Source organism: Mesorhizobium sp. P2_E6, assembly GCF_056403835.1.
This window is the reverse complement of record NZ_JBFUEQ010000012.1, coordinates 35,463-59,624: the sequence shown is the minus strand read 5'-3', so window position 1 is coordinate 59,624 and position 24,162 is coordinate 35,463. Positions and strand designations below refer to the sequence as shown.

General features: G+C 61.6%; 24 protein-coding genes. 12 read left to right on the top strand and 12 right to left on the bottom strand.

All coding sequences use genetic code 11. The annotated features are described in order from the left end of the window. The first annotated feature begins 165 nt into the window (after positions 1-165). The 3 genes from AC1D08_RS26160 to galE all read left to right on the top strand — a co-directional run bounded on the left by AC1D08_RS26160 (position 166) and on the right by galE (position 3,128). Positions 166-450, top strand: coding sequence for a hypothetical protein (locus AC1D08_RS26160; protein WP_477424400.1), 285 nt, complete (start codon positions 166-168; stop codon positions 448-450). A gap of 561 nt (positions 451-1,011) precedes the next feature. Beyond that, on the top strand, positions 1,012-2,052 hold the full coding sequence (locus tag AC1D08_RS26155) for a UDP-glucuronic acid decarboxylase family protein (RefSeq protein WP_477226288.1): 1,041 nt from the start codon (positions 1,012-1,014) through the stop codon (positions 2,050-2,052). Continuing rightward, positions 2,049-3,128, top strand: a complete 1,080-nt coding sequence (gene galE / locus AC1D08_RS26150; RefSeq protein WP_477424398.1) for a UDP-glucose 4-epimerase GalE — start codon at positions 2,049-2,051, stop codon at positions 3,126-3,128. Before AC1D08_RS26155 ends, galE begins: the two co-directional genes overlap by 4 nt. Here galE and AC1D08_RS26145 read toward each other — a convergent pair. The 3 genes from AC1D08_RS26145 to AC1D08_RS26135 form a co-directional block, all read right to left on the bottom strand. Then, a complete protein-coding gene (locus AC1D08_RS26145; RefSeq protein WP_457154387.1) occupies positions 3,082-3,504 on the bottom strand; it encodes a hypothetical protein in 423 nt (140 codons plus the stop codon). The two genes, galE and AC1D08_RS26145, sit on opposite strands and share 47 nt — an antisense overlap. Before the next feature lie 391 nt (positions 3,505-3,895). Beyond that, on the bottom strand, positions 3,896-4,447 hold the full coding sequence (locus tag AC1D08_RS26140) for a DUF995 domain-containing protein (RefSeq protein ID WP_457154388.1): 552 nt from the start codon (positions 4,445-4,447) through the stop codon (positions 3,896-3,898). A gap of 74 nt (positions 4,448-4,521) precedes the next feature. Next, complete coding sequence (locus AC1D08_RS26135; RefSeq protein ID WP_477424396.1) at positions 4,522-6,399, bottom strand: glycosyltransferase family 2 protein; 1,878 nt, start codon at positions 6,397-6,399, stop codon at positions 4,522-4,524. A 622-nt stretch (positions 6,400-7,021) separates the two neighbouring features. Here AC1D08_RS26135 and AC1D08_RS26130 point away from each other — a divergent pair. Beyond that, a complete protein-coding gene (locus tag AC1D08_RS26130; protein ID WP_477226283.1) occupies positions 7,022-7,945 on the top strand; it encodes a glycoside hydrolase family 26 protein in 924 nt (307 codons plus the stop codon). A 60-nt stretch (positions 7,946-8,005) separates the two neighbouring features. Next, positions 8,006-8,524 carry a DUF995 domain-containing protein gene (locus AC1D08_RS26125; RefSeq protein ID WP_457153615.1) on the top strand — a complete coding sequence of 173 codons (519 nt, stop codon included), beginning with the start codon at positions 8,006-8,008 and terminating at the stop codon, positions 8,522-8,524. Between the two features lie 28 nt (positions 8,525-8,552). On the opposite strand, the gene AC1D08_RS26120 is transcribed toward AC1D08_RS26125, so the two are convergent. Genes AC1D08_RS26120 through AC1D08_RS26110 form a run of 3 tightly spaced genes read right to left on the bottom strand, consistent with a single transcriptional unit; the run spans position 8,553 to position 10,883 of the window. Next, complete coding sequence (locus AC1D08_RS26120; RefSeq protein WP_095086373.1) at positions 8,553-9,002, bottom strand: DNA polymerase III subunit chi; 450 nt, start codon at positions 9,000-9,002, stop codon at positions 8,553-8,555. Between the two features lie 28 nt (positions 9,003-9,030). After that, positions 9,031-10,521, bottom strand: a complete 1,491-nt coding sequence (locus tag AC1D08_RS26115) for a leucyl aminopeptidase (protein WP_457153614.1) — start codon at positions 10,519-10,521, stop codon at positions 9,031-9,033. Next, the gene (locus AC1D08_RS26110; protein ID WP_143748785.1) at positions 10,521-10,883 is read right to left on the bottom strand and encodes a hypothetical protein; all 363 of its coding nucleotides are present in this window, start codon (positions 10,881-10,883) and stop codon (positions 10,521-10,523) included. The genes AC1D08_RS26115 and AC1D08_RS26110 overlap by 1 nt, the downstream gene beginning before the upstream one ends. Between AC1D08_RS26110 and lptF the strand changes: the two genes are divergently transcribed. From lptF to rsmA, 6 genes are all read left to right on the top strand, one after another. Then, positions 10,873-12,069 carry an LPS export ABC transporter permease LptF gene (gene lptF, locus AC1D08_RS26105; protein WP_477424394.1) on the top strand — a complete coding sequence of 399 codons (1,197 nt, stop codon included), beginning with the start codon at positions 10,873-10,875 and terminating at the stop codon, positions 12,067-12,069. The genes AC1D08_RS26110 and lptF overlap by 11 nt on opposite strands. Beyond that, entirely contained in the window at positions 12,066-13,151 is a 1,086-nt protein-coding gene (gene lptG / locus AC1D08_RS26100; RefSeq protein ID WP_457153617.1) for an LPS export ABC transporter permease LptG, read from the top strand. Before lptF ends, lptG begins: the two co-directional genes overlap by 4 nt. Continuing rightward, positions 13,151-15,586, top strand: coding sequence for an LPS-assembly protein LptD (locus AC1D08_RS26095; RefSeq protein ID WP_477226281.1), 2,436 nt, complete (start codon positions 13,151-13,153; stop codon positions 15,584-15,586). Before lptG ends, AC1D08_RS26095 begins: the two co-directional genes overlap by 1 nt. A gap of 90 nt (positions 15,587-15,676) precedes the next feature. Next, the gene (locus tag AC1D08_RS26090; protein ID WP_457151708.1) at positions 15,677-16,615 is read left to right on the top strand and encodes a SurA N-terminal domain-containing protein; all 939 of its coding nucleotides are present in this window, start codon (positions 15,677-15,679) and stop codon (positions 16,613-16,615) included. A gap of 13 nt (positions 16,616-16,628) precedes the next feature. Continuing rightward, entirely contained in the window at positions 16,629-17,645 is a 1,017-nt protein-coding gene (gene pdxA / locus AC1D08_RS26085) for a 4-hydroxythreonine-4-phosphate dehydrogenase PdxA (protein ID WP_457151709.1), read from the top strand. A gap of 25 nt (positions 17,646-17,670) precedes the next feature. Next, on the top strand, positions 17,671-18,504 hold the full coding sequence (gene rsmA / locus AC1D08_RS26080; RefSeq protein WP_457151710.1) for a 16S rRNA (adenine(1518)-N(6)/adenine(1519)-N(6))-dimethyltransferase RsmA: 834 nt from the start codon (positions 17,671-17,673) through the stop codon (positions 18,502-18,504). A gap of 36 nt (positions 18,505-18,540) precedes the next feature. Here rsmA and gmk read toward each other — a convergent pair whose 3' ends face one another. From gmk to mltG, 3 genes are all read right to left on the bottom strand, one after another. After that, positions 18,541-19,197, bottom strand: a complete 657-nt coding sequence (gmk, locus tag AC1D08_RS26075; RefSeq protein ID WP_095086392.1) for a guanylate kinase — start codon at positions 19,195-19,197, stop codon at positions 18,541-18,543. Between the two features lie 3 nt (positions 19,198-19,200). Next, positions 19,201-20,091: a YicC/YloC family endoribonuclease gene (locus AC1D08_RS26070; protein ID WP_457151711.1), complete on the bottom strand. Its 891-nt coding sequence runs from the start codon at positions 20,089-20,091 to the stop codon at positions 19,201-19,203. 158 nt (positions 20,092-20,249) lie between these two features. After that, positions 20,250-21,473, bottom strand: a complete 1,224-nt coding sequence (gene mltG / locus AC1D08_RS26065; protein WP_457151716.1) for an endolytic transglycosylase MltG — start codon at positions 21,471-21,473, stop codon at positions 20,250-20,252. Between mltG and AC1D08_RS26060 the strand changes: the two genes are divergently transcribed. Beyond that, on the top strand, positions 21,379-21,648 hold the full coding sequence (locus AC1D08_RS26060) for a hypothetical protein (protein WP_457151718.1): 270 nt from the start codon (positions 21,379-21,381) through the stop codon (positions 21,646-21,648). The genes mltG and AC1D08_RS26060 overlap by 95 nt on opposite strands. Here AC1D08_RS26060 and fabF read toward each other — a convergent pair. The 3 genes from fabF to fabG all read right to left on the bottom strand — a co-directional run bounded on the left by fabF (position 21,636) and on the right by fabG (position 24,119). Continuing rightward, positions 21,636-22,898: a beta-ketoacyl-ACP synthase II gene (gene fabF / locus AC1D08_RS26055; RefSeq protein WP_457151712.1), complete on the bottom strand. Its 1,263-nt coding sequence runs from the start codon at positions 22,896-22,898 to the stop codon at positions 21,636-21,638. The two genes, AC1D08_RS26060 and fabF, sit on opposite strands and share 13 nt — an antisense overlap. A 34-nt stretch (positions 22,899-22,932) precedes the next feature. Beyond that, positions 22,933-23,169 carry an acyl carrier protein gene (locus AC1D08_RS26050; protein ID WP_006203723.1) on the bottom strand — a complete coding sequence of 79 codons (237 nt, stop codon included), beginning with the start codon at positions 23,167-23,169 and terminating at the stop codon, positions 22,933-22,935. 212 nt (positions 23,170-23,381) lie between these two features. Next, positions 23,382-24,119 carry a 3-oxoacyl-[acyl-carrier-protein] reductase gene (gene fabG, locus AC1D08_RS26045; protein ID WP_095086399.1) on the bottom strand — a complete coding sequence of 246 codons (738 nt, stop codon included), beginning with the start codon at positions 24,117-24,119 and terminating at the stop codon, positions 23,382-23,384. Between the last annotated feature and the right edge of the window lie 43 nt (positions 24,120-24,162).

Genomic DNA, 24,162 nt, shown 5'->3' with positions numbered 1-24,162 from the left:
TTGTGATGGCCCGCGGGATGCGGCCATCACCGTCCCTTCGCACAGTCGCACCCGGCTGCCGTTCCGCCCACTGCCCGATCGAAGGAACCGTGGAATACGACACTCTACCTATGCGCTCAAAAGCCATGCTAAAATGACCGATACTCCCCTGTGAAATGTATACCTATGCGCGCATTGCCACAAAATGAGACCATTGCCACGGCCTTGGCGAAGAGGTGGCTTGATGCACGAGTATTACAAGCAACACTGGGAAAATGCGTGAGAGCCAACTTCACCGCCGGTCAGCAATTTTTTTATCGCTTTTCGGCTTTTTGTATAATTTCTGCAATATCAGGCTGTGATGCGTCAGCTTTTTATCAAGCTGCATTGATGAAATATGGACATCAGAATCTTTATATTTGTATCCCGAGCGGTTTTGGGCAACAATCCCATTGCACGCTGAAGGTCTGACGATCGCTCCAGATCGCTTAAGTCTATTTTCAGTTGTATTTTTCCTGGACTATACGCTGAATTGGACCATGGGTGCCGATCCCGGCATTTCCTCGCCGTCAGGGCTTCGACATCGCCTGGAAACAGCTTGCCAGGCCTGTCGACGGATTTTTCGGCAGCCAACCAATACATTGATTCACAACGAGGATCCGCTTCCGGAACAGCGCGGGTCCGACCGGCTGATGATTAACCATTCGCGAACAGACACGGTTAAGGTTTCGCTAATTTAGTTGACTAGGATTTCCACAGGTATATTTTCAATGCGTTGGGATGTGCAATTTGGGCGAGCAATCGACGATGATGACACTGGGCGTGTGATCGCGATTTCGGGGCGCAGAGAAATGCTGAACAGCAGCATACAGATCGTGTAGCAGCACAAGCTCCGCGAGCCCAAGAACATTAGCGCACATCAATGATGGCGGTTCCGCAGATGCGGAGGTTTGCCACGTTCTGAAGGACGTGGCCGGGCAATGCTTTTGTCCCGGCCCGGGCGGTAGCGTGCGCGGTGCGTGAGAGGAAAGCATGAGTAAGCTCATCAAGGTTCTGAAACTGGAGTCCGGGAGCGGTCAAAGGGGCGCCAACCAAAACCGAAGCCGCGCCCTGGTCGCCGGAGGTGCGGGATTTTTGGGATCGCATCTGTGTGAACGTCTTTTGCGGGACGGATATGACGTTGTCGCGCTGGACAATTTTCACACCGGCAAGAGATACAATCTCAATGCCCTTCTGCGTAATCCGAGATTCACGTGCATCGAGCACGACATCGTCAATGCGCTGCCTTTGGGTCTTCAGTTCGATGAGATCTACAATCTCGCCTGCCCAGCCTCTCCGCCGCACTACCAGGAAGACCCGATCCATACCTTCAAGACAAGCGTGCTTGGTTCGCTGAACCTTCTGGAACTGGCGCGACAGAACAACGCCAAGATATTCCAGGCCTCGACGTCCGAAGTCTATGGCGACCCTTTCGTGCACCCACAGCCTGAGAGCTACTTCGGCAACGTCAATACGCACGGACCGCGGTCCTGCTATGACGAGGGCAAGCGCTCGGCCGAAACCCTGTTCTTCGACTATTCGAGGACTTATGGCCTCGATATCCGTGTCGCCCGCATTTTCAACACCTATGGCCGCCGCATGCAGCCCGATGACGGGCGCGTGGTTTCGAACTTCATCGTCCAGGCGCTGCGCGGCCAAGACCTGACCGTCTATGGCAGCGGCATGCAGACGCGTTCCTTCTGCTATGCCGACGACCTGATCGAGGGTTTCGTCCGGCTGATGAATGCGCCGAGTGCGCCCGCGCATCCGGTCAACCTCGGCAATCCCGGCGAATTCACCATCATGGAACTGGCGACGCTGGTCATCAGCTATACCAACTCGCGATCGAAGATCGTGCATCGGCCTCTGCCGGTCGACGATCCCAGACAGCGCAAGCCGGACATTTCCTTTGCCAGGGCCAATCTCGGTTGGGAGCCGAAAATCGGCCTGAGCCAGGGGCTCGCGCAGACCGTCGACTATTTTGAGACCCTGCTCTACGGAAGCAAACTGGTCAAAGGAGCCGCGGCGTCATGACTCGCCCGGCAATCCTGGTGACGGGCGGGGCCGGCTTCATCGGCAGCCACACCTGCAAGCAGTTGGCCGGCGCCGGCTATTTGCCTGTGGTTTTCGACAATCTGAGCCGCGGTAACGAGAAATCCGTCGCCTGGGGTCCGCTTGTCGTCGGCGATATCCGGGACAGGGATGCGCTGCAGGGGGCAATCAAGACGTACCGGCCGACAGCGGTCATCCACTTTGCGGCGCTGGCCTATGTCGGCGAGTCCGTTCAGGAGCCGGCTGAATACTATTCGACCAATGTGACCGGCACCATCGCGGTGCTCGATGCGGCGCGAGCGAACGCCATCGACAACATCATCTTCTCCAGCAGCTGCGCAACCTACGGCGTGCCGGACGCGTTGCCTGTTCGCGAGACGTCCTCGCAAAATCCGATCAGCCCTTACGGGCGCACCAAGCTGATGGGCGAACAGATCATCGGCGACTATGAGTCCGCATACGGAATGAAATTTGCCATCCTGCGCTATTTCAACGCTTGCGGCGCCGACCCCGACGGCGAGCTTGGTGAGTGGCATTCGCCCGAGACGCACCTGATTCCCAGAGTGCTCATGGCCGCATCAGGCATCATCGACGAGATCGAGGTTTTCGGCACGGACTACGACACGTCGGACGGCACGTGCGTACGGGACTATATCCACGTAAGCGATCTGGCCCGCGCCCATCTGAAAGCTCTCATGCATCTCGAGGGCGGCGGACAAAGCCTGGCGGTCAACCTCGGCACTGGCCGGGGCGTGTCCATCAAGGAGATTGTCCAGGCGGTCAGCCGAATGACGGCAAGACCGGTTCCGGCCGTCTTCAGGACCCGGCGCCCGGGAGACCCGGCGGAGCTCTACGCCGATCCGGGAAGCGCACGCGAACGTCTCGGCTTCGTGCCGGAGCTTTCCGACATCGACACGATCGTCAGGACGGCTGCCCCCTTCTTTGGCCTGAAGGCGAAACCGACGAGACTGCCGCCTACCAAGACGGCAGCGCCTGTCGCCGCTCGGTGGCTCAGGAATAGCGGGGGCGGCAGCTCGCGCGCTGGCCAAATCCGCTAGGGCTGCAGATATACGGCGAGTTCCCCAGGAACGTGCCGCCATTGCCCGGATTGTAAGAGGCCTTCACCGGCGCCGGCGTACGCACCTTGATCCGCGGCGGCGATGCAAAAGCGTAGGCTCTTTCAATGGTCCGCACCGCGCTCGTCATATAGACAAGAGGCTCGCTTCTGGACGAATGAGCGATGAACGTGGCGCGGACTGGCTGGACCGCGGGTTTGCTGCCAAGCGAGTGGACCAAAGGCTTGACGAGGACCGAATTGGTCTTGGTTGCATCGACGCTCTGGCAACCCGAAACCATCGCGATCGCCACCGCAGCCACAATCATGAATGCGCTGTTCTTGCCCGAGCGAAACGCGCCCATTGCGGAATTTTTCATAAGATGTCCCCTGCCAAAGGCGCGTTGCGACATACTTTGCTTTCGTCGCTTTCACGCCGCGTAAGCGACTGCTCGCTACCACATACGCAGGAACATTAGACTTCACTTATTAAAATTCATGAAAACCGAATGGTGAGCTTACCGTCTGGTCGTTCCGCCAGATTTTATTAAAATGCGATCAATCTGCAATCGGCCCGCCGACGGCACTGGCCGGACTGCTTGACGCTTCACGATAAGCGATTCGGCAACGCCTTGACAGGCACCGACAGGAGCATCCTGGCTCGACACAGAGACGGATCTGGATTGTTTCTCGACCGGTCAGGATGGGTGCCGGCGCGGGGTTGCGAAAATCACTGGGTGTGTCATGGCTCGTGCGAGGTGGCAGTTCCGCTCAACCGCCGCTTTTGACCGGCGCTGGCTTCTGATCAGGGCTGATCATCTGACGCATCTTGTCGAAAGTCGCAGCGGTCGTGTCGCCGGATTTGAACTTGTGGTACTCCTGCCCGGGCTGCGCCGGCGACGCCTGGAAAACGTACCAGGAACCGCTCGGATCCTTCATCTGGTATATCGTGCCGCCCAATCGGTGATGGCTGAAGCAGGTTCGCCCCTGCGAGCTACCGGCAAGTGTCGTCCATTTTGCATCCATGCATAATTTGCCATTCTCGGTGATCAACCACCTGCCCTGGCCGATCGACGCGTTCGCGCCGCCGGTCCAGGCGCGAAGTTGGCGCCCATCCTTGGCAAAATAGGCTGCACCGTTTTCCCAGACCCATGTGCGGCCAGCATAAAGGGGAAACAGTTCCGCCGGAGTGAGCGGCGCTGCCGCGGCGACCGCCGACAAATCGACCTCTTCGGCTGTCGCGGCGTTTGGGCCGCTGACCAACAGCGGCTGCGCAACAATCATCGTCAACAGAAAGCAGCGGATCGACAGGACACCAACCACAGAAGTGATCCTCCAAATGACAGCCGGCTGAGGGTGAGACAGGGCGCCAGCCTACCATCTGTCGCTTCTGTCTGTCACCGCTTCTCGTTCCAGCCAGGATCGAAGTAGAAGTTGCGGTCGCCGGTCTCGCCCCGGCCAGCGCCGGAAACCACATAGGCGATCCTGACGATGCGAACGCTACCGGCGCCCTGCTGCAGCCCATAGATGCCTTCCAGCCCGCGGTCGTAAAATCCCGCCGCCGGAACCGAGAGCGCAACACAGGCGAGCGATGCCTGCCAGGCGAGTTTCACGCCATTGGCTCGCAGCGAAATCCTGTTCTCGACGAGGTGCCTGGTGACGATCACAACCACAAGCAGCCCGTAGATCAGGGCATTGAATGCGGCGAACCAGTAGAAGCCGGTGGAATTGGAAGGATGATCCACCAGAAGAACCGGCAAGGACGCACCAATCGCAAGCACCACATACGGAACGATGACGCGCGCCGGCAGAAGGTCCTTGGGGCCGCTGCCCTTGGGAGTAACGCGGAAATCGACGAAGGATTTGGTCAGATAGTCGCGGATCGACGACAGCGTTCCGGCGAGCACCCATGGCCAACGCGCGAAGAACAGGAACAGCGTCCCTTCCCAGCTGAGCGTCTTGGCGGTGATCGGGCGCGAAAGCCCGAACGCCTTCAACATCATCACGAGGGCGATGAGGGCAATCGAGTTCGGCGCATAGTAGAACAGGAAGTCGACATACATCACGTTGGCGAAGTTCTGGCCCGAACAGAGCGCGTAGATAGGCATGACGTACATCAGAAGCGCAAATGTGGCGAACAGCGGATACCAGAGCTGGCAAAAAAGGAACTGGAATTTCAGGCGCGGCGGCAGTTTGGAAAGGTAGCTGGGCGAGTATTCGAGCAAGATCGTCATCAGGCTCCGCGACCACTGGAATTCCTGCGTGACAAGATCGGCAAAGGTCTGCGGGCCATCGCCATGCGCGATGGCGTCGATGGCATGCACGCCGCGCCATCCGGCCGCATTGATCAGCATCGACGTCGAATGGTCCTCGGCCAGTTCCGGGCCGAGACCACCCGCTTGCCTCAGCGCGACAGTTCGCACGGCATAGTGCGAGCCGATGCAGAGCGGAGCTCCGCCGCCCGTGTGGCCGGACTGCAAGGGGCCGTGGAACATCCCTTCCGGAAACAGCCTGCCGCGCGCCGACCAGCTCTCTGCGGCATTGTTGTCGCAAATGCTCGGCGCCGAGACATAGCCAACCGCGGGATCGGCGAAGGGAAACAGGATTTCCCTCAGATAGGTTGGCGTCGGCACGTGGTCGGCATCCAACTGAGCGACGAAATCATAGCGCTCATAGCCATAATGATCGTAGAAAAATGCCAGGTTCCCCTCTTTGCAGCGTGTCCGGCGCGGCCACACCTTGCGATGATAATCTTCCCGACCATGTCGGGTCGAAATCATGACATTGTGGGCCTCGCACCAGGCAATCGTGTCCTCGGATGGGTCCTCGTCTGCCAGCCAGGTATCGTGTGGATAATCCTGCACCAGCATCGCTTCGAGCGTGCGCGCGACCACTGCAAAAGGCTCGGACGGCGCCTTGGTGACCACCATCGCGACCCGCGAATGCTCAGGGATTGCGTGAAGTTTCGACGGCTTTTTCGACGCATGCACATTCAGGAGGAAGTACAATGGCATGAGCGTGAGCCATACCAGAATGAGCGTCGAGAATGCGTATGGCCCGACATGCTCGACATGCTCGGGCTTCAGCCACCAGAACCAGAAGAATCCGAGCGTGACGAACCAGAAGGCCAGGGCCAGTCTCAAGATCCATTGCTGGGTGGCCGACAGCACGGGCACCAGAAAAGGGCCCTTCCGCGCAGTGGCGAGAGCCGTCTCAGGTCGCCGTGCCCGCCTGTTCGCATGGTCGACAATGCCTGCCTGAACGGAAGCACTCATACACTTACCCGCCGCCACTTTGGGCTCTCCGCCGACAGATGGCTGAAAGCTCTCAAATCCCGGCGACAGAATCAGTCCGCGCCTTGTTAGAGTCAACTAAATTAAGCGTTYGTTAACCATGATTCTTGAGATCTGGTTAACCTAACACCTTGAATCGGGAGGGGAATAACCGCGACCGACGCAGCCCAGAAATGACGAGCCGGCAAAGTTTTCTTGTGTCGGAAGTTCGCTGTGGGGTCGAGGCTTTCCGGTCGCGATCAGGCTCGAGAGCAGCGTTAACCATGTTGTGAAAGACAGGGTTAAGCAACCGTTAATTGCGCTTGACTCCTGGCCGCGACCGGCTCTTAAATTAGCCTGGGATGATATATCGGGATATTGGCGCGAATTTGTGAGTATCGCGGCGAACCTTCTCTCTATAGCGCGTCTATGTCGGCGCCTGAGAGATAGATAATCGTTTGGTGGGCTCTGTGCGAAGGTTCGCACACCCGCCTATGGTCGCTCAGAAATCCCGCGGATTCCACCAGTATTGCCGATCGGTTGGGTAGTCGTGTCGATCAAGCATCGGCGCGCACGGGCGAGGCTTCAACTTCCGCAGGATGTTGAAGCTATGGGAGTATAAAACATGAAACACACCACAGCAAACGCACTTGCGATCGCGCTTGTATTGGGCGCAAGCGCCGCGTTCCCCACTGCGGGAAGCGCCGGCTCCGTGGCCACGACCGACCCCGTTCAGACGAGCAGCGCCGCGTCGGCGTTCGGATCCTATGATCCCTACGGTGACTTCAGCGCCGACAAGAGCGCCAGCATCGAAGAGTTGTTCCTGCCCTGGGAAGACGTCGACCTGGCGAGCCTTCCCCTGGCCGACGCCTATGCCCTTCAGCGAAACCGATCGCTGTTGATCACCATCGAGCCGTGGACCTGGTCGAAGGACTGGCGCATCACTCCGACCGAACTGCGCAACGGCATATTGAGCGGCAAGTATGACGCCAACATGCAGGCAATCTGCAATTTGGTGGGAGCCATGAAGAGCCCGGTAACCATTCGCTGGGCGCAGGAAATGGAGGACAAGAACGGCCGCTTCACCTGGGCCAACTGGGCTCCCAAGGACTGGATCGCCGCTTACAAGCGCGAGGTCGATATCTGCCGCAAGGCTGCCCCCGCCGCCAAATATATGTGGTCACCCAAAGGCGAAGAGGGTCTGGAAAAATACTATCCCGGCGACGACTACGTCGACGTCATCGGCCTGTCGGTGTTCGGGCTGCAGAAAAAGGACAATAACGAGACCGGACACGACCGTACGTTCGCCGAGGCGCTGAAGCCCGGCTATGACCGCGTCGCGGGCTTCAACAAGCCGGTCGTGGTGGCGGAGCTCGGCTATGTCGGGAAGCAGGAATATGTCTCGCAATGGGAAATCGATTCCCGCAAGTCCTATTCTGAATTTCCGGCCCTGACCTCGGTCGTCTACTTCAACCAGAAGGAAGTGTGGCCGTGGCTGGGTGGCTATGGACTGCCCGATTGGAGGGTTACCCAGCATATCTTGCCCTAGGGGGTGCTGTACCGGGTGTGGCGCAAAACTGGGCGTGGCGTAAAATAGTGGGGTAGGGTCGTGAAACGAGTATTGGGGAATTGTATCGGAACGGCGGTTGCCTGTTCCATTGGTGTCTTTGCCTTCCAGCTTCCCGCGGCAGCGATGACAGCGGCGCAGGTCGCCGAACTGGCCAGCCAAGCGGAGGCGGTGCCCGATGCGGGTATCTACCAGATGTACCAGAACCGTTCGTGGCTCTGGGGTCAAAACGGTGCCGGATTTTTTGCCGTGCAGCGCCGCCAATTCAGCGCCTGGACCTCGGACAAGGGCAAGCTGGGCTACGGCGACGGCATCTGGTTCCTCCCTGGAGGAGGCAAGCTGTGCTTCCGCGCAAAATGGCACGGAGCAGGAGGCGACTCCGACGCCCTCACCTGTTTCGAGCATCGCCAGGCCGGCAGGGTGGTTTACCAGCGCAAGATTCCGGATGGCGACTGGTACGTTTTCAGGAGTTCGGATCGCAACATGGCGGACGAGTTCATGAAAGTAAAATACGGCGACTATGCCACCTGGAAACAAAACCGGATCAAGGCAAAGCCGTAGACAGGGTCATCGGCGACAAGCTGCTGGCCTACGCCTTGCGCTCCCAGCGGCGGTCCGGCGTCTGCTGCCAGTAGGTGACGGCGTGGCCGGCGTCCTTCATCGTCTTCCAGTGCCCCCGGGCCGCCTCGACCTGGGCGGCATCGTGGCCGTCGAACAGGAACACCGCACGCTCGTAACCGCCAAGCTCGGGCGGCATGGCGCCATCGACCAGGAAGCGGATTTTTGCCTCGTTGAGATTGCCGTCGCCGGTGGTCAACAGGATCGGCTGTTCACCGGGATAGGCCTCACGATCGGTTGCATGGGCGAGGAACGAATCGTCGCGAAAAGTCCAAAGATGCTGGTCGAGCGCATCGCGGCGTTCCTCGGTGCCGGTCTGCACCACGGCGCGCCAGCCACGGTCGATGCTGCGCTCCAGGAGGCCGGGCAGTGCATCCTCCAGCGTCGATTCGGTCAGGTGGTAGAACAAGACGTCGGCCATCGCCTCAGCCTATACCGGATGAACCCGCTTACTGCTCATAATTGTCTCGCACCAGCCGATCGAGCAGCCTGACGCCGAAACCGGAACCCCAGGACTGGTTGATCTCGTTCGATGGCGAGCCCATCGCCGTGCCGGCAATGTCGAGATGCGCCCATGGGGTCTCCTTGACGAAGCGCTGCAGGAATTGCGCGGCGATGATGGCACCGCCATAGCGGCCGCCAATGTTCTTCATGTCGGCATTCTTGGAATCGATCAGCTTGTCATATTCGGCGCCGAGCGGCATGCGCCACAGCCGCTCCTGCGTCGCCTGCCCCGCCGCCGTCAGCCTTTGCGCCAATTCGTCGTTGTTGGAAAACAGGCCGGCATGGTGCTGGCCAAGCGCCACCATGATGGCGCCGGTCAGCGTCGCCAGATTGACCATGAATTTCGGCTGGAAACGGTCGTTGCAGTACCACAGCGCGTCGGCCAGCACGAGGCGGCCTTCGGCGTCGGTGTTGAGCACCTCGATGGTCTGCCCCGACATCGAAGTGACGATGTCGCCGGGGCGCTGGGCATGGCCGTCGACGGCGTTCTCGACCAGGCCGATGACGCCGACGACATTGGCCTTCGCCTTGCGCGCGGCCAGCGCATGCATCAGGCCGGTGACGGCGGCGGCACCACCCATGTCGCCCTTCATGTCCTCCATGCCGGAGGCCGGCTTCATCGAATTGCCGCCAGTGTCGAACGTGACGCCCTTGCCGACGAACGCAACCGGGCTGTCCTTTGGCTTGCCGCCGTTCCACTGCATGATCGCCATGCGGGCGCCGCGCGGCGAGCCCTGCGCGACACCGAGCAGCGAGCCCATGCCGAGCTTCTTCATCTCCTTCTCGGCCAGGATCTCGACCTTGACGCCGAGCGCCTCGAGTTCCTTGGCGCGGGCGGCGAACTCAACCGGCCCAAGCACGTTTGCCGGTTCGTTGACCAGGTCGCGCGCCAGAAGCACGCCGTCCATCACCGCCTCGGCGTCAGCGAAGGCCTTCTTCGCAGCGGCCGGAGCGGCGGTGTGGATGGTGACCTTGACCGGCTTTTTCGGCTCGGCCTCGTCCTTGTCCTTCCTGGTCTTGTACTTGTCGAAGGCATAGCTGCGCAGAAGAATGCCTGCCGCGAGGCTTGCCGCCTCCTTGCCGCTCGGCGAGGCGCCGACCATTTCGAGCACCACGGCCACGTCGGTCGCCTTGCGCAGCGACCCGGCAATGGTGCCGCCAAGCTTCAGCCACGCATATTCGTCGAGCCCCGACACCTTGCCGGCGCCGATCGCCACCAGCCTGTCGAGCGACGCTCCTTCGGGCGCCAGAACTTCGACGGTGCTGGCGAACTTGCCGGTGAATTCGGCGACCGGAAAGGCCCGCTCCAATGTCTTGCCCGGATCGCAAGCCTTGGCGGCGTCGCTCAGGCCGCCCTCATCCGCCGACAGCACGAAGACCGTGCCATTCTTGGGCGCGGAAAATTTGGCGAAGGCGATCGACGGTCTTTGGCTCATCATGTCCTGCTTTCGGAAAATGCGTAGCTTTTGGGGAAGTGGTTCGAAGCGATGCGCGACATTTGGTCGTTTTCCCGCATTTGGCAAGACTTTGCCAAATTCGCACCCCATATGACCAACGGAATCGATGGTGATTCTTCGCGGCACGGCCCCGCTTTTTGCCGCAACTTGTTGTTAACCATCGATGTTTTCCCTTTCTTATCCATTGCCGCCGACACTCCGACCGCCGGGGCGCGCGCAATGTGGGACGGAACCGGATCGACCATCCATGGAGCCAGTTGTGCAGGCGCCGCCGGACAGCTACCTTGTGCGGTGGCATGATGCCGTTCGAGAAAATCGAGAAAAGCCTTCATGAAGGTCATTGAACGCTACATCATGCGCCGCGCTTTCGTGGTCTTCCTGGCTGCGCTGGTGTGGACGCTGGCCATCGTCTGGACGACGCAAGTGCTGGCCAAGATCGACCTGGTCACCGACAGCGGCCAGTCGTCGCTGACCTTCTTCGAGGTGGCCGCTCTCATCCTTCCCTCCATCATCCCGATCGTCGTGCCCTTTGCCGTGGTGGTGGCGGTGGCACAGACACTCAGCGTCATGAATTCGGATTCCGAGCTCGCCGTCGTCAACGCCGCGGGCGCCTCGCGCTGGACGATCGTGCGGCCGATCATGCTTCTGGCACTCGCGGCCAGCGTCTTTTCCTTTGCCGTCGACAATGGCATCGACCCTTATGCTCGGCAGAAGAACCGGGCGCTGGTGGCGGCGTCGCACGCGGACCTGCTGTCGCTGATCATCCAGGAAGGCACCTTCCGCATGATCGAGGATGGGCTGTTCCTGCAGATCGGCGAGCGGCTTCCCGACAATCGGTTGGGCGGTATCTTCGTCGCTGATTCGCGCGAAGAAGGGGTCAACCTCGTCTACTACGCCAAGACCGGCAGCATCATCGAACGCGGCGGCGAAAAGGTGCTGATGATGAATGACGGGGTCATTCATCGCAAAACACTGACCGGCGACCTGTCGGTCATCCGGTTTACATCCTATGCCTTCGACATGTCGGCCTTCATGGCGGCGGCCTCGGAGGTGACGCTACTGCCGAAGGACCAGACGACGCAGTACCTGCTCAATCCAAACCCCAACGACAAGAACTACCAGCAAATCCCGCTTGAATACCGGGCCGAGCTCAACCAGCGGTTTTCGGAATGGACCTATTCCATCGTCTTCGCACTGATTGCGCTCGCGGTCGCCGGGGACGCGCGCTCGCACCGCGAGGCACGCGTCAATCCGCTGATCACGGCGATTTCAGTATCGCTGTTCGTGCGCTGGCTGGGCTTCTTTGCCGCCAGCAAGGCCGATGAGGTCCCGCAATATGCCTATATGGTCTACGGCGTGCCCATCGTGGCATCGGCGGTGGCGATCTGGTTCATCGTATCCAACCGGACCTTGGAACTGCCGGTAGCCTGGGCGGACTGGATGACCAATTTCGCCACCCGCATCGGTGACAGCTGGAACGCGCTGAAGCTGCGTTTGTCCGGCACTTCAGGGCAAGGGGTCGGCTGATGGGCTGGACGCTGGGCCGCTATTTCTTCTTCCGCTACGTGACGATCACCTTCTGGTTCTTCATCGGCCTCCTGGCGCTGGTGTTCCTGATCGATTTCACCGAGCTTTCCGGCCGCACCACCGGCCTGCCCGGCTTCACTTACGGGACGGCGGTGGCCATTTCCGGGCTGCGGATGCCGATGATCATGCTGCAGACGGTGCCGTTTGTCGGCCTGTTCTCGGCGATGGCGACGCTGGTGTCGCTCAACCGGCGCTACGAGCTGGTCATCGCGCGTTCCGCCGGCGTTTCGGCCTGGCAATTCCTGTTGCCGTGCTGCATCGGAGCGTTGCTGTTCGGCATCCTGTCGGTAGGCGTCATCAATCCACTCGCCGCGCACGCCTTTTCCTGGTCCGAGCAGATCGAAACCGAGCTGCGCTCCGGCAAATCGAACACGGTTTCGGCCGATGCCGCACCCTGGATCCGGCAGAAAACCAGCTCCGGGGACACCATCATCGGTGCGCGTGCCATCCTCAACCAAGGCCTCGAGATGGCCGATGTCGTCTTTTTCGTTCTCGACCCGCAAGGCAACATCGTCGAGCGCAAGGATGCCGCGCGCGCCTTCCTGCGCGACGGCTATTGGGAATTGCAGGACGTCAGGACGTTCCAGAACGGCACGATCCAGGCAGCGACAAACGATCGCGTGCCGACCAATCTGAAGCCCGAATTCGTGCAGGAGCGGCTGGCGCGTCCCGAAACCATTCCGTTTTATGATCTGCCCGGAAAAATCGAGGTTGCCCGCTCCTTCGGCCTCAAGGCAAATGCCTTTGCCATGCAGTTTGATTCGCTGGTGGCGTTGCCGTTCCTTCTCGTCGCCATGACGCTGATTGCGGCAACGGTATCAATGCGATTTGCTAGGATGGGACAGTCAGCGACGATGATTCTGGGTGGCATCGTCGCCGGCTTTCTGCTTTATGTCGTTTCGGTTCTGGTGAAGGCATTCGGCGTGGCGGGATTTGTGCCGACTGTCGTAGCCGCCTGGGTCCCGGTCGTGGTGGCTATGTTCTTCGGGGTGACTTTCCTGCTATACAAGGAAGACGGCTAGTGAGGGAGGCGTTTTTGCCCAGCAACAGGCAGGCCGGTTTGGCGCGCCTCTATGCGGCTAGCGCCTTGGCGTGCCTGCTTGCCTGCGCCGTGCCGATGCCCGCGCTTGCGCAGGACGTCAGCGACATGGCGGCCACGGTTCCGTCCGGCTCGCAGATGCTGCTGGCGGCCGACACGCTGGTCTACAACAACGACAACCAGACGGTGACCGCCGTCGGTGGCGTGCAGATCGACTACGGCGGCAATCGCCTTGTCGCCCAGCGGGTCGAATACAACCGCAACACCAAGCGGATGGTCGCTAGCGGCAATGTCGAGGTCGTCAACAGCGACGGCACCAAGATCAATTCGGAACATATCGACATCACCGATGATTTCGCCGACGGCTTCGTCAACGCTTTGCGCGTCGAAACGATCGATAAGGCCTATTTTGCCGCCGAAAGCGCCGAGCGCATGGGCGGCGTGCTGACCACGTTCCACAATGGCGTCTACACCGCCTGCGAACCGTGCGAGGACAAGCCCAACAAGGCGCCGACATGGCGCGTCAAGGCCAGGAAAATCATCTGGAACGGCGAGAAGAAGACGGTTCGCTTCGAGAACGCGAATTTCGAGTTTTTCGGCTTCCCGCTTGCCTACCTGCCCGCGTTTGAGATTGCCGACCCGACAGTGAAGCGCAAGAGCGGCTTCCTGATCCCCAGCATCGTCTACAAGAGCGATCTCGGCGTCGGCGTAAAGGTTCCCTATTATTTCGCCTTGTCACCGACCTACGACCTGACCGTCACGGGCACCGGCTACACCAAGCAAGGCTTCCTCGGTGAGGCCGAGTGGCGCCAGCGCTTCAACAATGGTCAGTACAGTTTGAAGATTGCCGGGATTCAGCAGCGGGATCCTGATGCCTTCCTGGACACGGATGCATTCCCGGCCACGGCTGGCCACAACATCAATTCGGGTGAAGTTGGCGATCCGAACAAATTCCGCGGGATGATGGGCACCCAGGGGCAGTTCGCCATCAATCCGCGCTGGAATTTCGGCTGGGACGTGCTGCTGCAGACCGACAAGAACTTCTCGAACACCTACGGCATCGACAAGTACGGCAGCAGCGTCCACCAGTCGTCGGTCTACCTGACGGGTCTCAACGGCCGCAACTATTTCGACCTGCGCGCCATGCACTTCGAGGTGCAGGAAGATACGCCCAACAGCAATATCTCCGCACGCAGCAACCAGCAGCCCTGGGTGCTGCCGACGCTCGACTACGCCTATATTCCCGACATATCAGTGGCCGGCGGTCAGTTGTCACTCAATGCCAACGCGCGCGTCATCCGCCGCGACGATCTCGATCAGACCTACTTCACCCCCTACACACCGGCGTCGGGTGTCCAGCGTGTCCGCGGCATCGAAGGTGAATCCGGACGTCTCACCACCGAGGCCGAGTGGAAGCGGTCCTTCGTCACCGATAATGGGCTGGTGCTGACGCCATTGCTCGCGCTGCAAAGCGATGTCGACTACGTCAACGCGTCATCGGCTTCGCTTGCCGCCGTCAACCAGATGGCAACGAATTTGGGCCAGCAGGACGATATGCGTTCCTCGTTTGCCCGTTTCATGGCCACCGCCGGGCTCGAAATGCGTTGGCCGGTGCTGTTTTCGGCTGCCAATTCGAGCCATGTGGTCGAGCCGATGGCACAGGTCTTCATGCGCCCGAACGAGCAATATGTAGGCGGGCTCGCGGTTCCCAATGAAGACGCCCAAAGCATGGTCTTCGACGCGACCACGTTGTTCGAACGCGACAAGTTTTCCGGCTACGACCGTGTCGAAGGCGGTTCGCGCGCCAATGTCGGCCTGCGCTATTCCGGCTCCTACAACAATGGCTGGGGCACCAATGCCATTTTCGGCCAGTCCTATCAGATTGGCGGCGAGAATTCCTTCGCCGCGCCGGATCTGGTGAATGTCGGCGCCTTCTCGGGCCTCGACAACACCAAGTCGGACTATGTCGGCCTGTTTGGCGTCAACAGCCCCAATGGCTTTGCCGCCTCGGTTAGCGGCCGGTTCGACGAACAGAGCTTTGAAATGCGCCGCGGCGAGCTAAAGGCCGCCTATACCGGCCTGCCGGTATCGCTGACCGCCAAATACGCCTTCATCCAGGCACAGCCGCTTTACGGTTTCACGACCGACCGCCACGAAGTCACGCTTGGTGCGTCGACGCATCTCGCTGAGAACTGGCGCGTCTTCGGGACCGGAACCTATGATTTGCAGGAAAGCCTGCTGGTCAGCGACGGCGTCGGCTTCGCCTACAACGATTCCTGCTTCACCTATCTGATGACGTACTCGCAGTCGCGCGACCTGAACACTCGGGAGGTGTCGCAGACCATCGGCTTCAACCTGTCGTTCCGTACCCTCGGCGATTTCGGCTCGTCGAGCAGTGCCATCGACACGATCCAGTAACAGTCGGCGACATCGTTTCGCCGCATAGGGCTGGCACGGATTTCGTGCACCCGGAACGCATGAATTGGGCGGAACCGGGATAGAATTGGGATGCCAACGATGAGGAAATATCTGTTTTCAGCAGGGTTCGCGCTGCTTTTGGCGGCGACGTCCGTGTCGGTCACCGTGATGACGCCGCCGGCTTTCGCCAGCGAGATCAAATACGTCGTCAACGACGTTCCGGTCACCTCCGGTGACATCGCGCATCGCGCCGCCTTCTTGAAGCTGCAGCGCAAGAAGGGCGATGCCGCCCAGGAAATGATCGACCAGACGCTGCGACTGGCCGAGGCCAAGCGGCTTGGTATCCGCATCAGCGATGCGCAGGTCGAGGCTGCCTACCAGCGCTTTGCCTCGAACAACAAGATGCAGCTCAGCCAGCTCGACGGCGTCATGGAGAAATCAGGCGTCACCAAGGGCCACTTCAAGGAATTCATCCGCGCCCAGATGGCCTGGAACCAGGCCTTGAGCGCGCGTTACCGTTCCGGCGATGGCACCGGCGCCGTCAGCGAGCAAGACCTTGTCAGGAAGATGCTCGAAAAAGGCGGCTCCAAGCCGAGCGCTACCGAGTACATGCTACAGCAGGTCATCTTCGTGGTACCAGCCGCCGAGCGCAGCGCGACGCTGGCCAAGCGCAAGCGTGAGGCTGACGCCATGCGCGCCCGCTTCAACGGGTGCAACACGACGCATGAGTTCGCCAAGGGCCTGATCGACGTCACCGTTCGTGACCTGGGCCGGGTGCTGGCGCCGCAACTGCCGTCGGACTGGGCCGAACAGATCAAGGCGACCAAGGTCGGTGGCGCAACCGTCACGCGCGAGACCGAACGCGGCGTCGAATTCATCGGCATCTGCTCGTCGCGCGAAGTCTCGGACGATAAGGTTGCCCAGATGGTGTTCCAGAGCGAAGGCTCAGGTGGTGACAAGAACGCCGATGAACTCAGCAAGAAATATGTCGACGAGTTGAAGGCGAAAGCCCGCATCGTCAAGCGCTGACGTGGGCAGCACAGTGAGTGCGCTCGCCTTGAGCGCCGGCGATCCGTCCGGCATCGGGCCGGAGATCGCGATTGCCGCGTTCATGGCGCGTGAGACCGTCGCGTTGCCTCCCTTCTATCTGCTCGCCGATCCGGCGCTGATCGCCTCCCGGGCCCGCCTCCTCGGCATTTCGTTGCCGGTCGTTGAAACGACACCCGCGCAAGCGGCGCAAGTGTTTGGCCGCGCCCTGCCGATCGTGCCGCTGGCTGCTCGCTGCATCGACAGCCCCGGCCGGCCGGACCCGGCCAATGCGGCCGCCACCATCGAAGCCATCGACCGCGCCGTCGCCGACTGCCTTGCCGGCGACGCCGCCGCTGTCGTCACCTGCCCGATCGCCAAGAAGCCCCTCTACGATGCTGGCTTTGGCTTTCCCGGCCACACTGAATATCTGGCGCATCTGTCGGCCCGACACACTGGCGTCGAGGCGATGCCGGTGATGATGCTGGCCGGCCCCGAGTTGCGCACCGTCCCAGTCACCATACACATCGCGCTGGCGGCGGTGCCCAAGGCGCTGACCACCGAATTGATCGTCGCGACGGCGCGCATCACCGCTGCCGACCTCATCGGCCGCTTCGGCATCGCCAGGCCGCGGCTGGCCATTGCCGGGCTCAATCCGCATGCGGGTGAAGGCGGTGCCATGGGCCTCGAGGACGAGCGCATCGTGCGCCCGGCGGTCGACATCCTGCGAGCCGAAGGCATCGACGCTTTCGGCCCCCTGCCCGCCGATACATTGTTCCACGCCCGGGCCCGGGCCGGCTACGACGCGGCCCTGTGCATGTATCACGACCAGGCGCTGATTCCGGCCAAGGCACTGGCCTTCGACGAGGCGGTCAATGTCACGCTCGGCCTGCCCTTCATTCGCACCTCGCCCGACCACGGTACGGCCTTCGACATCGCCGGCAAGGGCGTGGCGAGGCCCGACAGCCTGATGGCGGCGCTGAAGCTCGCCAGGCGATTGGCCGACAGCGGCACGAGGGCCGCCGCAGTATGAGCGCTTCCTGCCTGAGCCTGCGCGCATGAGCATCGATGGGCTGCCGCCGCTGCGCGAGGTGATCGAGCGTCATGGGCTGCAGGCAAAGAAGGCGCTCGGCCAGAATTTCCTGTTCGACCTCAACCTCACCGGCAAGATCGCCCGCACCGCCGGCGACTTGTCCAATGCAACCGTGATCGAGGTCGGTCCCGGCCCCGGCGGGCTGACCCGCGCATTGCTCGCCAACGGGGCGCGCCAGGTCATTGCCATCGAGCGCGACGAACGCTGCCTGGCGGCGCTCGCCGAAATATCGGATCATTATCCCGGCCGGCTGGAGATTGTATCCGGCGATGCGCTGAAGACGGACTTCGCAGCCCTTGCCGATGGGGGAGCCGGCGGCCCGGTCAAGATCATCGCCAACCTGCCCTACAATATCGGCACGGAGCTGCTGGTGCGCTGGTTGACGGTCGGCGAATGGCCGCCCTTCTATGCATCGATGACCCTGATGTTCCAGCGCGAGGTGGCCCAACGCATCGTCGCCACTCCCGGCAGCGATGCCTATGGCAGGCTTGGCGTGCTGGCCGGCTGGCGCACACAGGCCAGGATCGCCTTCGACGTGCCGCCCCAGGCGTTCACACCGCCGCCCAAGGTCACCTCGTCAGTGGTGCATCTGGAGCCGCGCGCGACACCCCTGCCCGCCGACGTGAAAAAACTCGGCCGCGTCACCGAAGCCGCCTTCGGCCAACGCCGCAAGATGCTGCGGCAGAGCGTGAAAAGCCTCGGCGGCGAAGCCTTGCTCGAACGCGCCGGCATCGATCCGACACGCCGCGCCGAAACACTCAGCGTCGAGGAATTCGTGCGCCTGACCAACACGGTATAGCTTTCTTCTCCCTGTTCACAGGGGAAGGAAGAAGCATCAGCCGGTCTTCTCGTCCAACAGTCCCGAGACGAAATCGAACAGGCCGGGCCGGCGATCGCGTCTCAGCCGCTCGGCGACGACGATGCCGCGCACTTCGGCGAAGGCGCGATCGAGGTCGTCATTGACGATGACGAAATCATATTCCTTCCAGTGCTCGATCTCGTTGCGGGCGTTTTTCAGCCGCGTCTCGATCACCGCCTCCTGGTCTTCAGCGCGACGCTTCAGCCGCGCCTTCAATTCCTTCATCGACGGCGGCAGGATGAAAATCGAGACGATGTCGGCACGCATCTTCTCCTTGAGCTGCTGTGCGCCTTGCCAGTCGATGTCGAACAGCATGTCGCGCCCTTCAGCCAGCGCCAGTTCTGCCGGCTCGCGCGGTGTCGCGTAGCAATTGCCGTGCACTTCGGCCCATTCCAGCAGGGCGTCGGAATCGCGCAGCCGCTCGAAATCGCGCATTGTCCGGAAATGGTAGTGAACACCCTCGATCTCGCTGCCGCGGCGCGGTCTGGTGGTGACCGAGACCGACAGTTCGAGGCTGGAATCGCTTTCCAGAAGGTTGCGCGCAATCGTCGACTTGCCGGCGCCGGATGGCGACGACAGGACGAGCATCAGGCCCCGGCGGCGAATGCGGGACCCTAAATCCTTGGCAACCATCGGCTACTCCAGATTCTGGATCTGTTCACGAAACTGGTCGACCACGGCCTTCAGTTCCAGCCCGATCGCGGTGACCGTAGCGGCGTTCGACTTCGAGCACAGCGTATTCGATTCGCGGTTAAATTCCTGTGCCAGAAAATCGAGCTTGCGGCCGACCGCGCCGCCGCCCTCAAGCAGTGCCCGACCAGATGCGACATGCGTTTTCAGGCGGTCGATCTCTTCGCGAATATCGGCTTTGGTGGCCAGGAAAGCCGCCTCCATGTGCAACCGGCTGGCGTCCAGATTGGCGGACGCGTCCATCAGCAGCCTGACCTGCTCGGCCAGGCGTTCGCGGATCGCCGCCGTCTCGCGCGACGGATCGGCCTCGGCCCGCAGCGTCAGCGCCTCGATTGCGTCGATATGGCCCGCCAGCAGCAGGGCCAGCGCAGCACCTTCGCCCTGTCGCGCCTGTTCCAGCCCTTTGAGGGCCACCTCGAGCGCAGCCGTGATCGCGATGTCGAGCGCGGCGCGCACCTCTTCGGTTTCGACAGTCTCGGGAATATCGAGCACGCCGCGCAGCGAAAGCAATCCGTCCGATGTCGCGGGGGCGACACCGAACTGCTCCTGCAACCGCTTGGCGAGCCCCGCAAGGTCCTTCAGAAAGACTTCGTTGACGACGGGCTGCGCCTGAGCGCCGGCGGCACGGCCAATGGTCAGCGTCGCCTGGAAATTACCCCGCGCAAAGCGCTTCTGAAGCGTCTGCCTGACAGCCGGTTCCAGCCGTTCGAAACCTTGCGGCAATCGCAGCCTCACCTCGACGCTTTTGCCGTTGACGGACTTGACCTCCCAGGCGATCGCGGTGCCTTCATGCTCGGCGACGGCACGCGCAAAACCGGTCATGCTCTGCAAATTCATATCGCCCACAAGTCCCTGGCACATCGCTCCGAAACCGGTTTTCCGGAGGGGAGCACGTGCGGCTTAAAAATGACTGCGCCGCAGGCACGCCGAAATCGGACGCGCCGCGCTGCTCCAAATGTCAGGGGCGCCGCGTTGTGGCAACGCCCTTCTTCGTCCTACTGGGCAGCGCCCGCATCGCCGCCGCCGCTGTCGTCGCCTGCGTCAGCCGGCTTGTCAGCATTGCTGTCAGCCGGCTTGTCGGCATTGCCGTCGGCCGGCTTGTCGGCATTGCTGTCGCCGGCGCCGGTGGTGTTGGCGCCTTTGGCGGCGTCGTCGGCCTGCTTCTTCTGCAACGCGCGATAGCGGGCGACGTTCTCATTGTGCTCTTCCAGCGTCGCGGCAAAGACATGCCCGCCGGTACCATCGGCGACGAAGTAAAGATCGTCGGTCTTCGACGGATTGGCCACCGCCTCCAGCGCCGCCCGACCCGGATTGGCGATCGGCGTCGGTGGCAGGCCGTTGATTACATAGGTGTTGTAGGGCGTCTGCTTCTGGATGTCCGACTGGTAGATCGGCCGGTCCGCCGGCTTGCCCTTGCCGCCGAACAGACCGTAGATGATGGTTGGGTCGGATTGCAGGCGCATGCCCTTGGCCAGCCGGTTCAGGAAGACCGCGGCAACCCGTGAGCGCTCGTCACCCTTGCCCGTTTCCTTCTCGACGATCGAGGCCAGCGTAACGAACTCTTCGACATTGGCCAGCGGCAGGTCCGGCGCGCGCCGCTGCCAGACTTCGTCGACCAGCTTCTTCTGATCTCCCAGCAGCTTGTCGATCATCTGCTGGCGTGTCGCGCCGCGCGTGAAGCGCAGCGTGTCGGTGGCGAGGCTGCCTTCGGCAGGAGTGGTCGCCGGCATACCGCCGCTCAAGGCCGGCTCATCGGCGATGCGCTGCAGCGCCTGCTCGACCGTCAACCCTTCTGGAACGGTCAGCGAATACATCACCGACTTGCCGCTCTTCAAAAGCTCCATGATGTCGCGCATGGAAGCCTTGGGCTTGATCTCGTACTCGCCGGCCTTCAACGCCGAATCATTGCCGTAGGCGCGCACGCCAAGGCGGAAGATCCGGGCGTCGCTGATCAGTCCGCGGCGTTCGAGCTGGTCGGCAATATCCTGGACGCCGGTATTCGGCTTGACCAGGAACGTGTCGCCATTGGCCGAGGGTCCAGCTTCGGTGAATTCCTGCTTGCCGAAGTAGACCGCGGCGCCCGCCGCCAGAACCATCAGCATCACCACGGAGATGACGAAGTTCATGAACACGACGACCTGGCTGCGCGAAGCACGCGAGCGCTTCGGCGGCGGTGTGCCGGCCTCCGGCCGCAATGCCTCGCTCGCCGTCTTCGGCATGATCGGCCCCGATGCCGGACGCTGTCCGAATTCTCCGTTGCCCGCCGGATTTGTGTTCATTTTGCCCTACCGTTTGATCGCTCAACGAATCCCCTGCGGCAGAGTAGGGGCGAATATGGCAAAATTGACGGCATGCCGAAGCATCGCCGGGCAGTTGGACTATCAGCCATTATAGCGCTGGAAGACAAGCGAAGCGTTGGTGCCGCCAAAGCCGAATGAATTGGACAGTGCAACGTCGATCTGGCGAGCGCGCGGCTTGTTGGGCACCAAGTCGATCGCGGTCTCGCGCTCCGGGTTGTCGAGGTTGATGGTCGCCGGCGCGACATTGTCGCGAATGGCGAGGATCGAAAAGATCGCTTCGGCAGCACCGGCCGCCCCCAGCAGATGGCCGATCGACGACTTGGTGGACGACATCGAAATATTCGACGCGGCATTGCCGACAAGCCGCTCGACGGCGCCGAGTTCGATCGTATCGGCCATGGTCGAGGTGCCGTGCGCGTTGATGTAGTCGACATCGGCGGGCGTCAGCTTGGCCCGGTTCAACGCCGCCGTCATGCAGCGGAAGGCGCCGTCGCCGTCTTCGGCAGGCGCTGTGATGTGATGGGCATCACCGGTGAGGCCGTAGCCGGTCACCTCGGCGTAAATCTTGGCGCCGCGCGCCTTGGCGTGTTCGAGCTCTTCAAGCACGACGACGCCGGCGCCCTCGCCCATGACGAAGCCGTCGCGGTCGCGGTCGTAGGGGCGCGACGCCGTTTGCGGCGCATCGTTGCGATCGGTCGACAGCGCCCGGCACGCGGCGAAGCCGGCGATCGACAGCCGCGTCACCGGCGCTTCGGCGCCACCGGCGACCATCACGTCGGCATCGCCCCACATGATCAGCCGGGCAGCGTCGCCAATGGCGTGCGCACCGGTTGAACAGGCCGTGACGACGGCGTGGTTCGGGCCTTTAAGCCCGTGCCTGATCGAGACCTGCCCGGAGACGAGATTGATGATCTGGCCGGGGATGAAGAACGGGCTGATGCGGCGCGGGCCGCGTTCCTTGAGGATCATCGCGTTCTCGGCGATGCCTTCGATGCCGCCGATGCCGGAGCCGATCAGCACGCCGGTGGCGCACTGCTCGGGATGGGTTTTTGGCTCCCAGCCGGAATCCTTCAGCGCCTCGTCGGCGGCGGCAATCCCGTACAGGATGAAGTCGCCGATCTTGCGCAATTCCTTCGGCTCGAGCACGGCCTCGGGATTGAAGGTGGCATTGCTGCCATCGCCACGCGGAATGACGTGGGCGATCTTGCAGGCAAGATCCTCCACCTCAAACTCGGTGATGCGCTTGGCTGCGCTGCGGCCGGTCAGTAGTTCCTTCCAGCTGTGCTCGAAGCCCATGCCGAATGGCGACAACAACCCAAGGCCCGTGACGACGACACGCCTCATCGCAGGTCCTCCCCGGTGATGACTGCGGAAAGCGTCAGGCGGATGCCTTGTCGATATACTTCACCGCATCGCCGACGGTCAGGATGGTCTCGGCCGCATCGTCGGGAATCTCGACGCCGAATTCCTCTTCGAACGCCATGACGAGTTCGACCGTGTCGAGGCTGTCGGCGCCCAGATCATCGATGAAGCTCGCCTGCTCCGTCACTTTGTCGGCATCGACACCAAGGTGCTCGATGACGATCTTTTTGACGCGCTCTGCGGTGTCACTCATTTGGGGCATCCTCGTCTTTTGTTTGTCTGTCTTCGTTAGCGGGCAGAATGCCGCTAATCAAGCTGAAAGATGGTCCTGCCGGAAACGCAACGGCCACGGACCGGTTTTTGCCCGAACCGCCGGGTTGCGGGCCGCATTACACGAAAAATAGCAGAGGTCCAAGCCGAAATGGTCTCTTTTCACAAGCCGGCAACAACTCCGCCGGACCTCGTTCAGATCATCGCCATGCCGCCATTCACATGGATGGTCTGGCCGGTGACGTAGGCGGCTTCGTTGGAGGCGAGATAGGCAACGGCGGATGCGACTTCAGCGCCGGTGCCCATGCGGCGCGTCGGGATAGCCGCCATGATCGCCTCCTTCTGCTTGTCGTTGAGCTTGTCGGTCATCGCCGATTCGATGAAGCCCGGGGCGACGCAGTTGACGGTGATGTTGCGGGTGGCGATCTCCTGCGCCAGCGATTTGGAAAAGCCGATCATGCCGGCCTTGGAGGCGCAGTAGTTGGCCTGGCCGGGATTGCCGGTGACGCCGACAACCGAGGTGATGTTGATGATGCGGCCGTGACGGCGGCGCATCATGGGATGGGTGAGTTCGCGGGTCAGCCTGAAGACAGCGGTCAGGTTGACCTCGAGCACGGTATCCCAGTCGGCGTCCGACATGCGCACGAACAGCCCGTCCTTGGTGATGCCGGCATTGTTGACCAGGATGTCGACACCTTCGAGATCGGCCTCCGCCTTCTGGCCGAGCGCCTTGACCTCGTCACGGTTCGACAGGTTGGCCGGGAACAGCTTGACCCGATCGCCAAGCTCGGCGGCCAGCGTCTCCAATTTCTCGACCCGTGTGCCATGCAGGCCGACGATGGCGCCTTGCGCATGCAGGACCCTGGCGATCGCCTCGCCAATGCCTCCCGATGCGCCGGTGACGAGTGCCTTGCGGCCAGTCAATTCGAACATTTTTGTCTCCTGATTGAGAAGAGAACACCCTTTGCACGGGGCA

Bases quoted from the DNA above. Each gene is read 5' to 3' on its own strand.
- AC1D08_RS26135 (WP_477424396.1), bottom strand. From the start codon at position 6,399: ATGAGTGCTTCCGTTCAGGCAGGCATTGTCGACCATGCGAACAGGCGG.
- AC1D08_RS26160 (WP_477424400.1), top strand. From the start codon at position 166: ATGCGCGCATTGCCACAAAATGAGACCATTGCCACGGCCTTGGCGAAG.
- AC1D08_RS26110 (WP_143748785.1), bottom strand. From the start codon at position 10,883: ATGACCTTCATGAAGGCTTTTCTCGATTTTCTCGAACGGCATCATGCC.
- AC1D08_RS26050 (WP_006203723.1), bottom strand. From the start codon at position 23,169: ATGAGTGACACCGCAGAGCGCGTCAAAAAGATCGTCATCGAGCACCTT.
- AC1D08_RS26130 (WP_477226283.1), top strand. From the start codon at position 7,022: ATGAAACACACCACAGCAAACGCACTTGCGATCGCGCTTGTATTGGGC.
- AC1D08_RS26115 (WP_457153614.1), bottom strand. From the start codon at position 10,521: ATGAGCCAAAGACCGTCGATCGCCTTCGCCAAATTTTCCGCGCCCAAG.
- fabG (WP_095086399.1), bottom strand. From the start codon at position 24,119: ATGTTCGAATTGACTGGCCGCAAGGCACTCGTCACCGGCGCATCGGGA.
- lptF (WP_477424394.1), top strand. From the start codon at position 10,873: ATGAAGGTCATTGAACGCTACATCATGCGCCGCGCTTTCGTGGTCTTC.
- AC1D08_RS26070 (WP_457151711.1), bottom strand. From the start codon at position 20,091: ATGAATTTGCAGAGCATGACCGGTTTTGCGCGTGCCGTCGCCGAGCAT.
- fabF (WP_457151712.1), bottom strand. From the start codon at position 22,898: ATGAGGCGTGTCGTCGTCACGGGCCTTGGGTTGTTGTCGCCATTCGGC.
- AC1D08_RS26090 (WP_457151708.1), top strand. From the start codon at position 15,677: ATGCCAACGATGAGGAAATATCTGTTTTCAGCAGGGTTCGCGCTGCTT.
- galE (WP_477424398.1), top strand. From the start codon at position 2,049: ATGACTCGCCCGGCAATCCTGGTGACGGGCGGGGCCGGCTTCATCGGC.
- AC1D08_RS26155 (WP_477226288.1), top strand. From the start codon at position 1,012: ATGAGTAAGCTCATCAAGGTTCTGAAACTGGAGTCCGGGAGCGGTCAA.
- rsmA (WP_457151710.1), top strand. From the start codon at position 17,671: ATGAGCATCGATGGGCTGCCGCCGCTGCGCGAGGTGATCGAGCGTCAT.
- gmk (WP_095086392.1), bottom strand. From the start codon at position 19,197: ATGGTTGCCAAGGATTTAGGGTCCCGCATTCGCCGCCGGGGCCTGATG.
- AC1D08_RS26145 (WP_457154387.1), bottom strand. From the start codon at position 3,504: ATGAAAAATTCCGCAATGGGCGCGTTTCGCTCGGGCAAGAACAGCGCA.
- AC1D08_RS26120 (WP_095086373.1), bottom strand. From the start codon at position 9,002: ATGGCCGACGTCTTGTTCTACCACCTGACCGAATCGACGCTGGAGGAT.
- mltG (WP_457151716.1), bottom strand. From the start codon at position 21,473: ATGCCGAAGACGGCGAGCGAGGCATTGCGGCCGGAGGCCGGCACACCG.
- AC1D08_RS26060 (WP_457151718.1), top strand. From the start codon at position 21,379: ATGAACACGACGACCTGGCTGCGCGAAGCACGCGAGCGCTTCGGCGGC.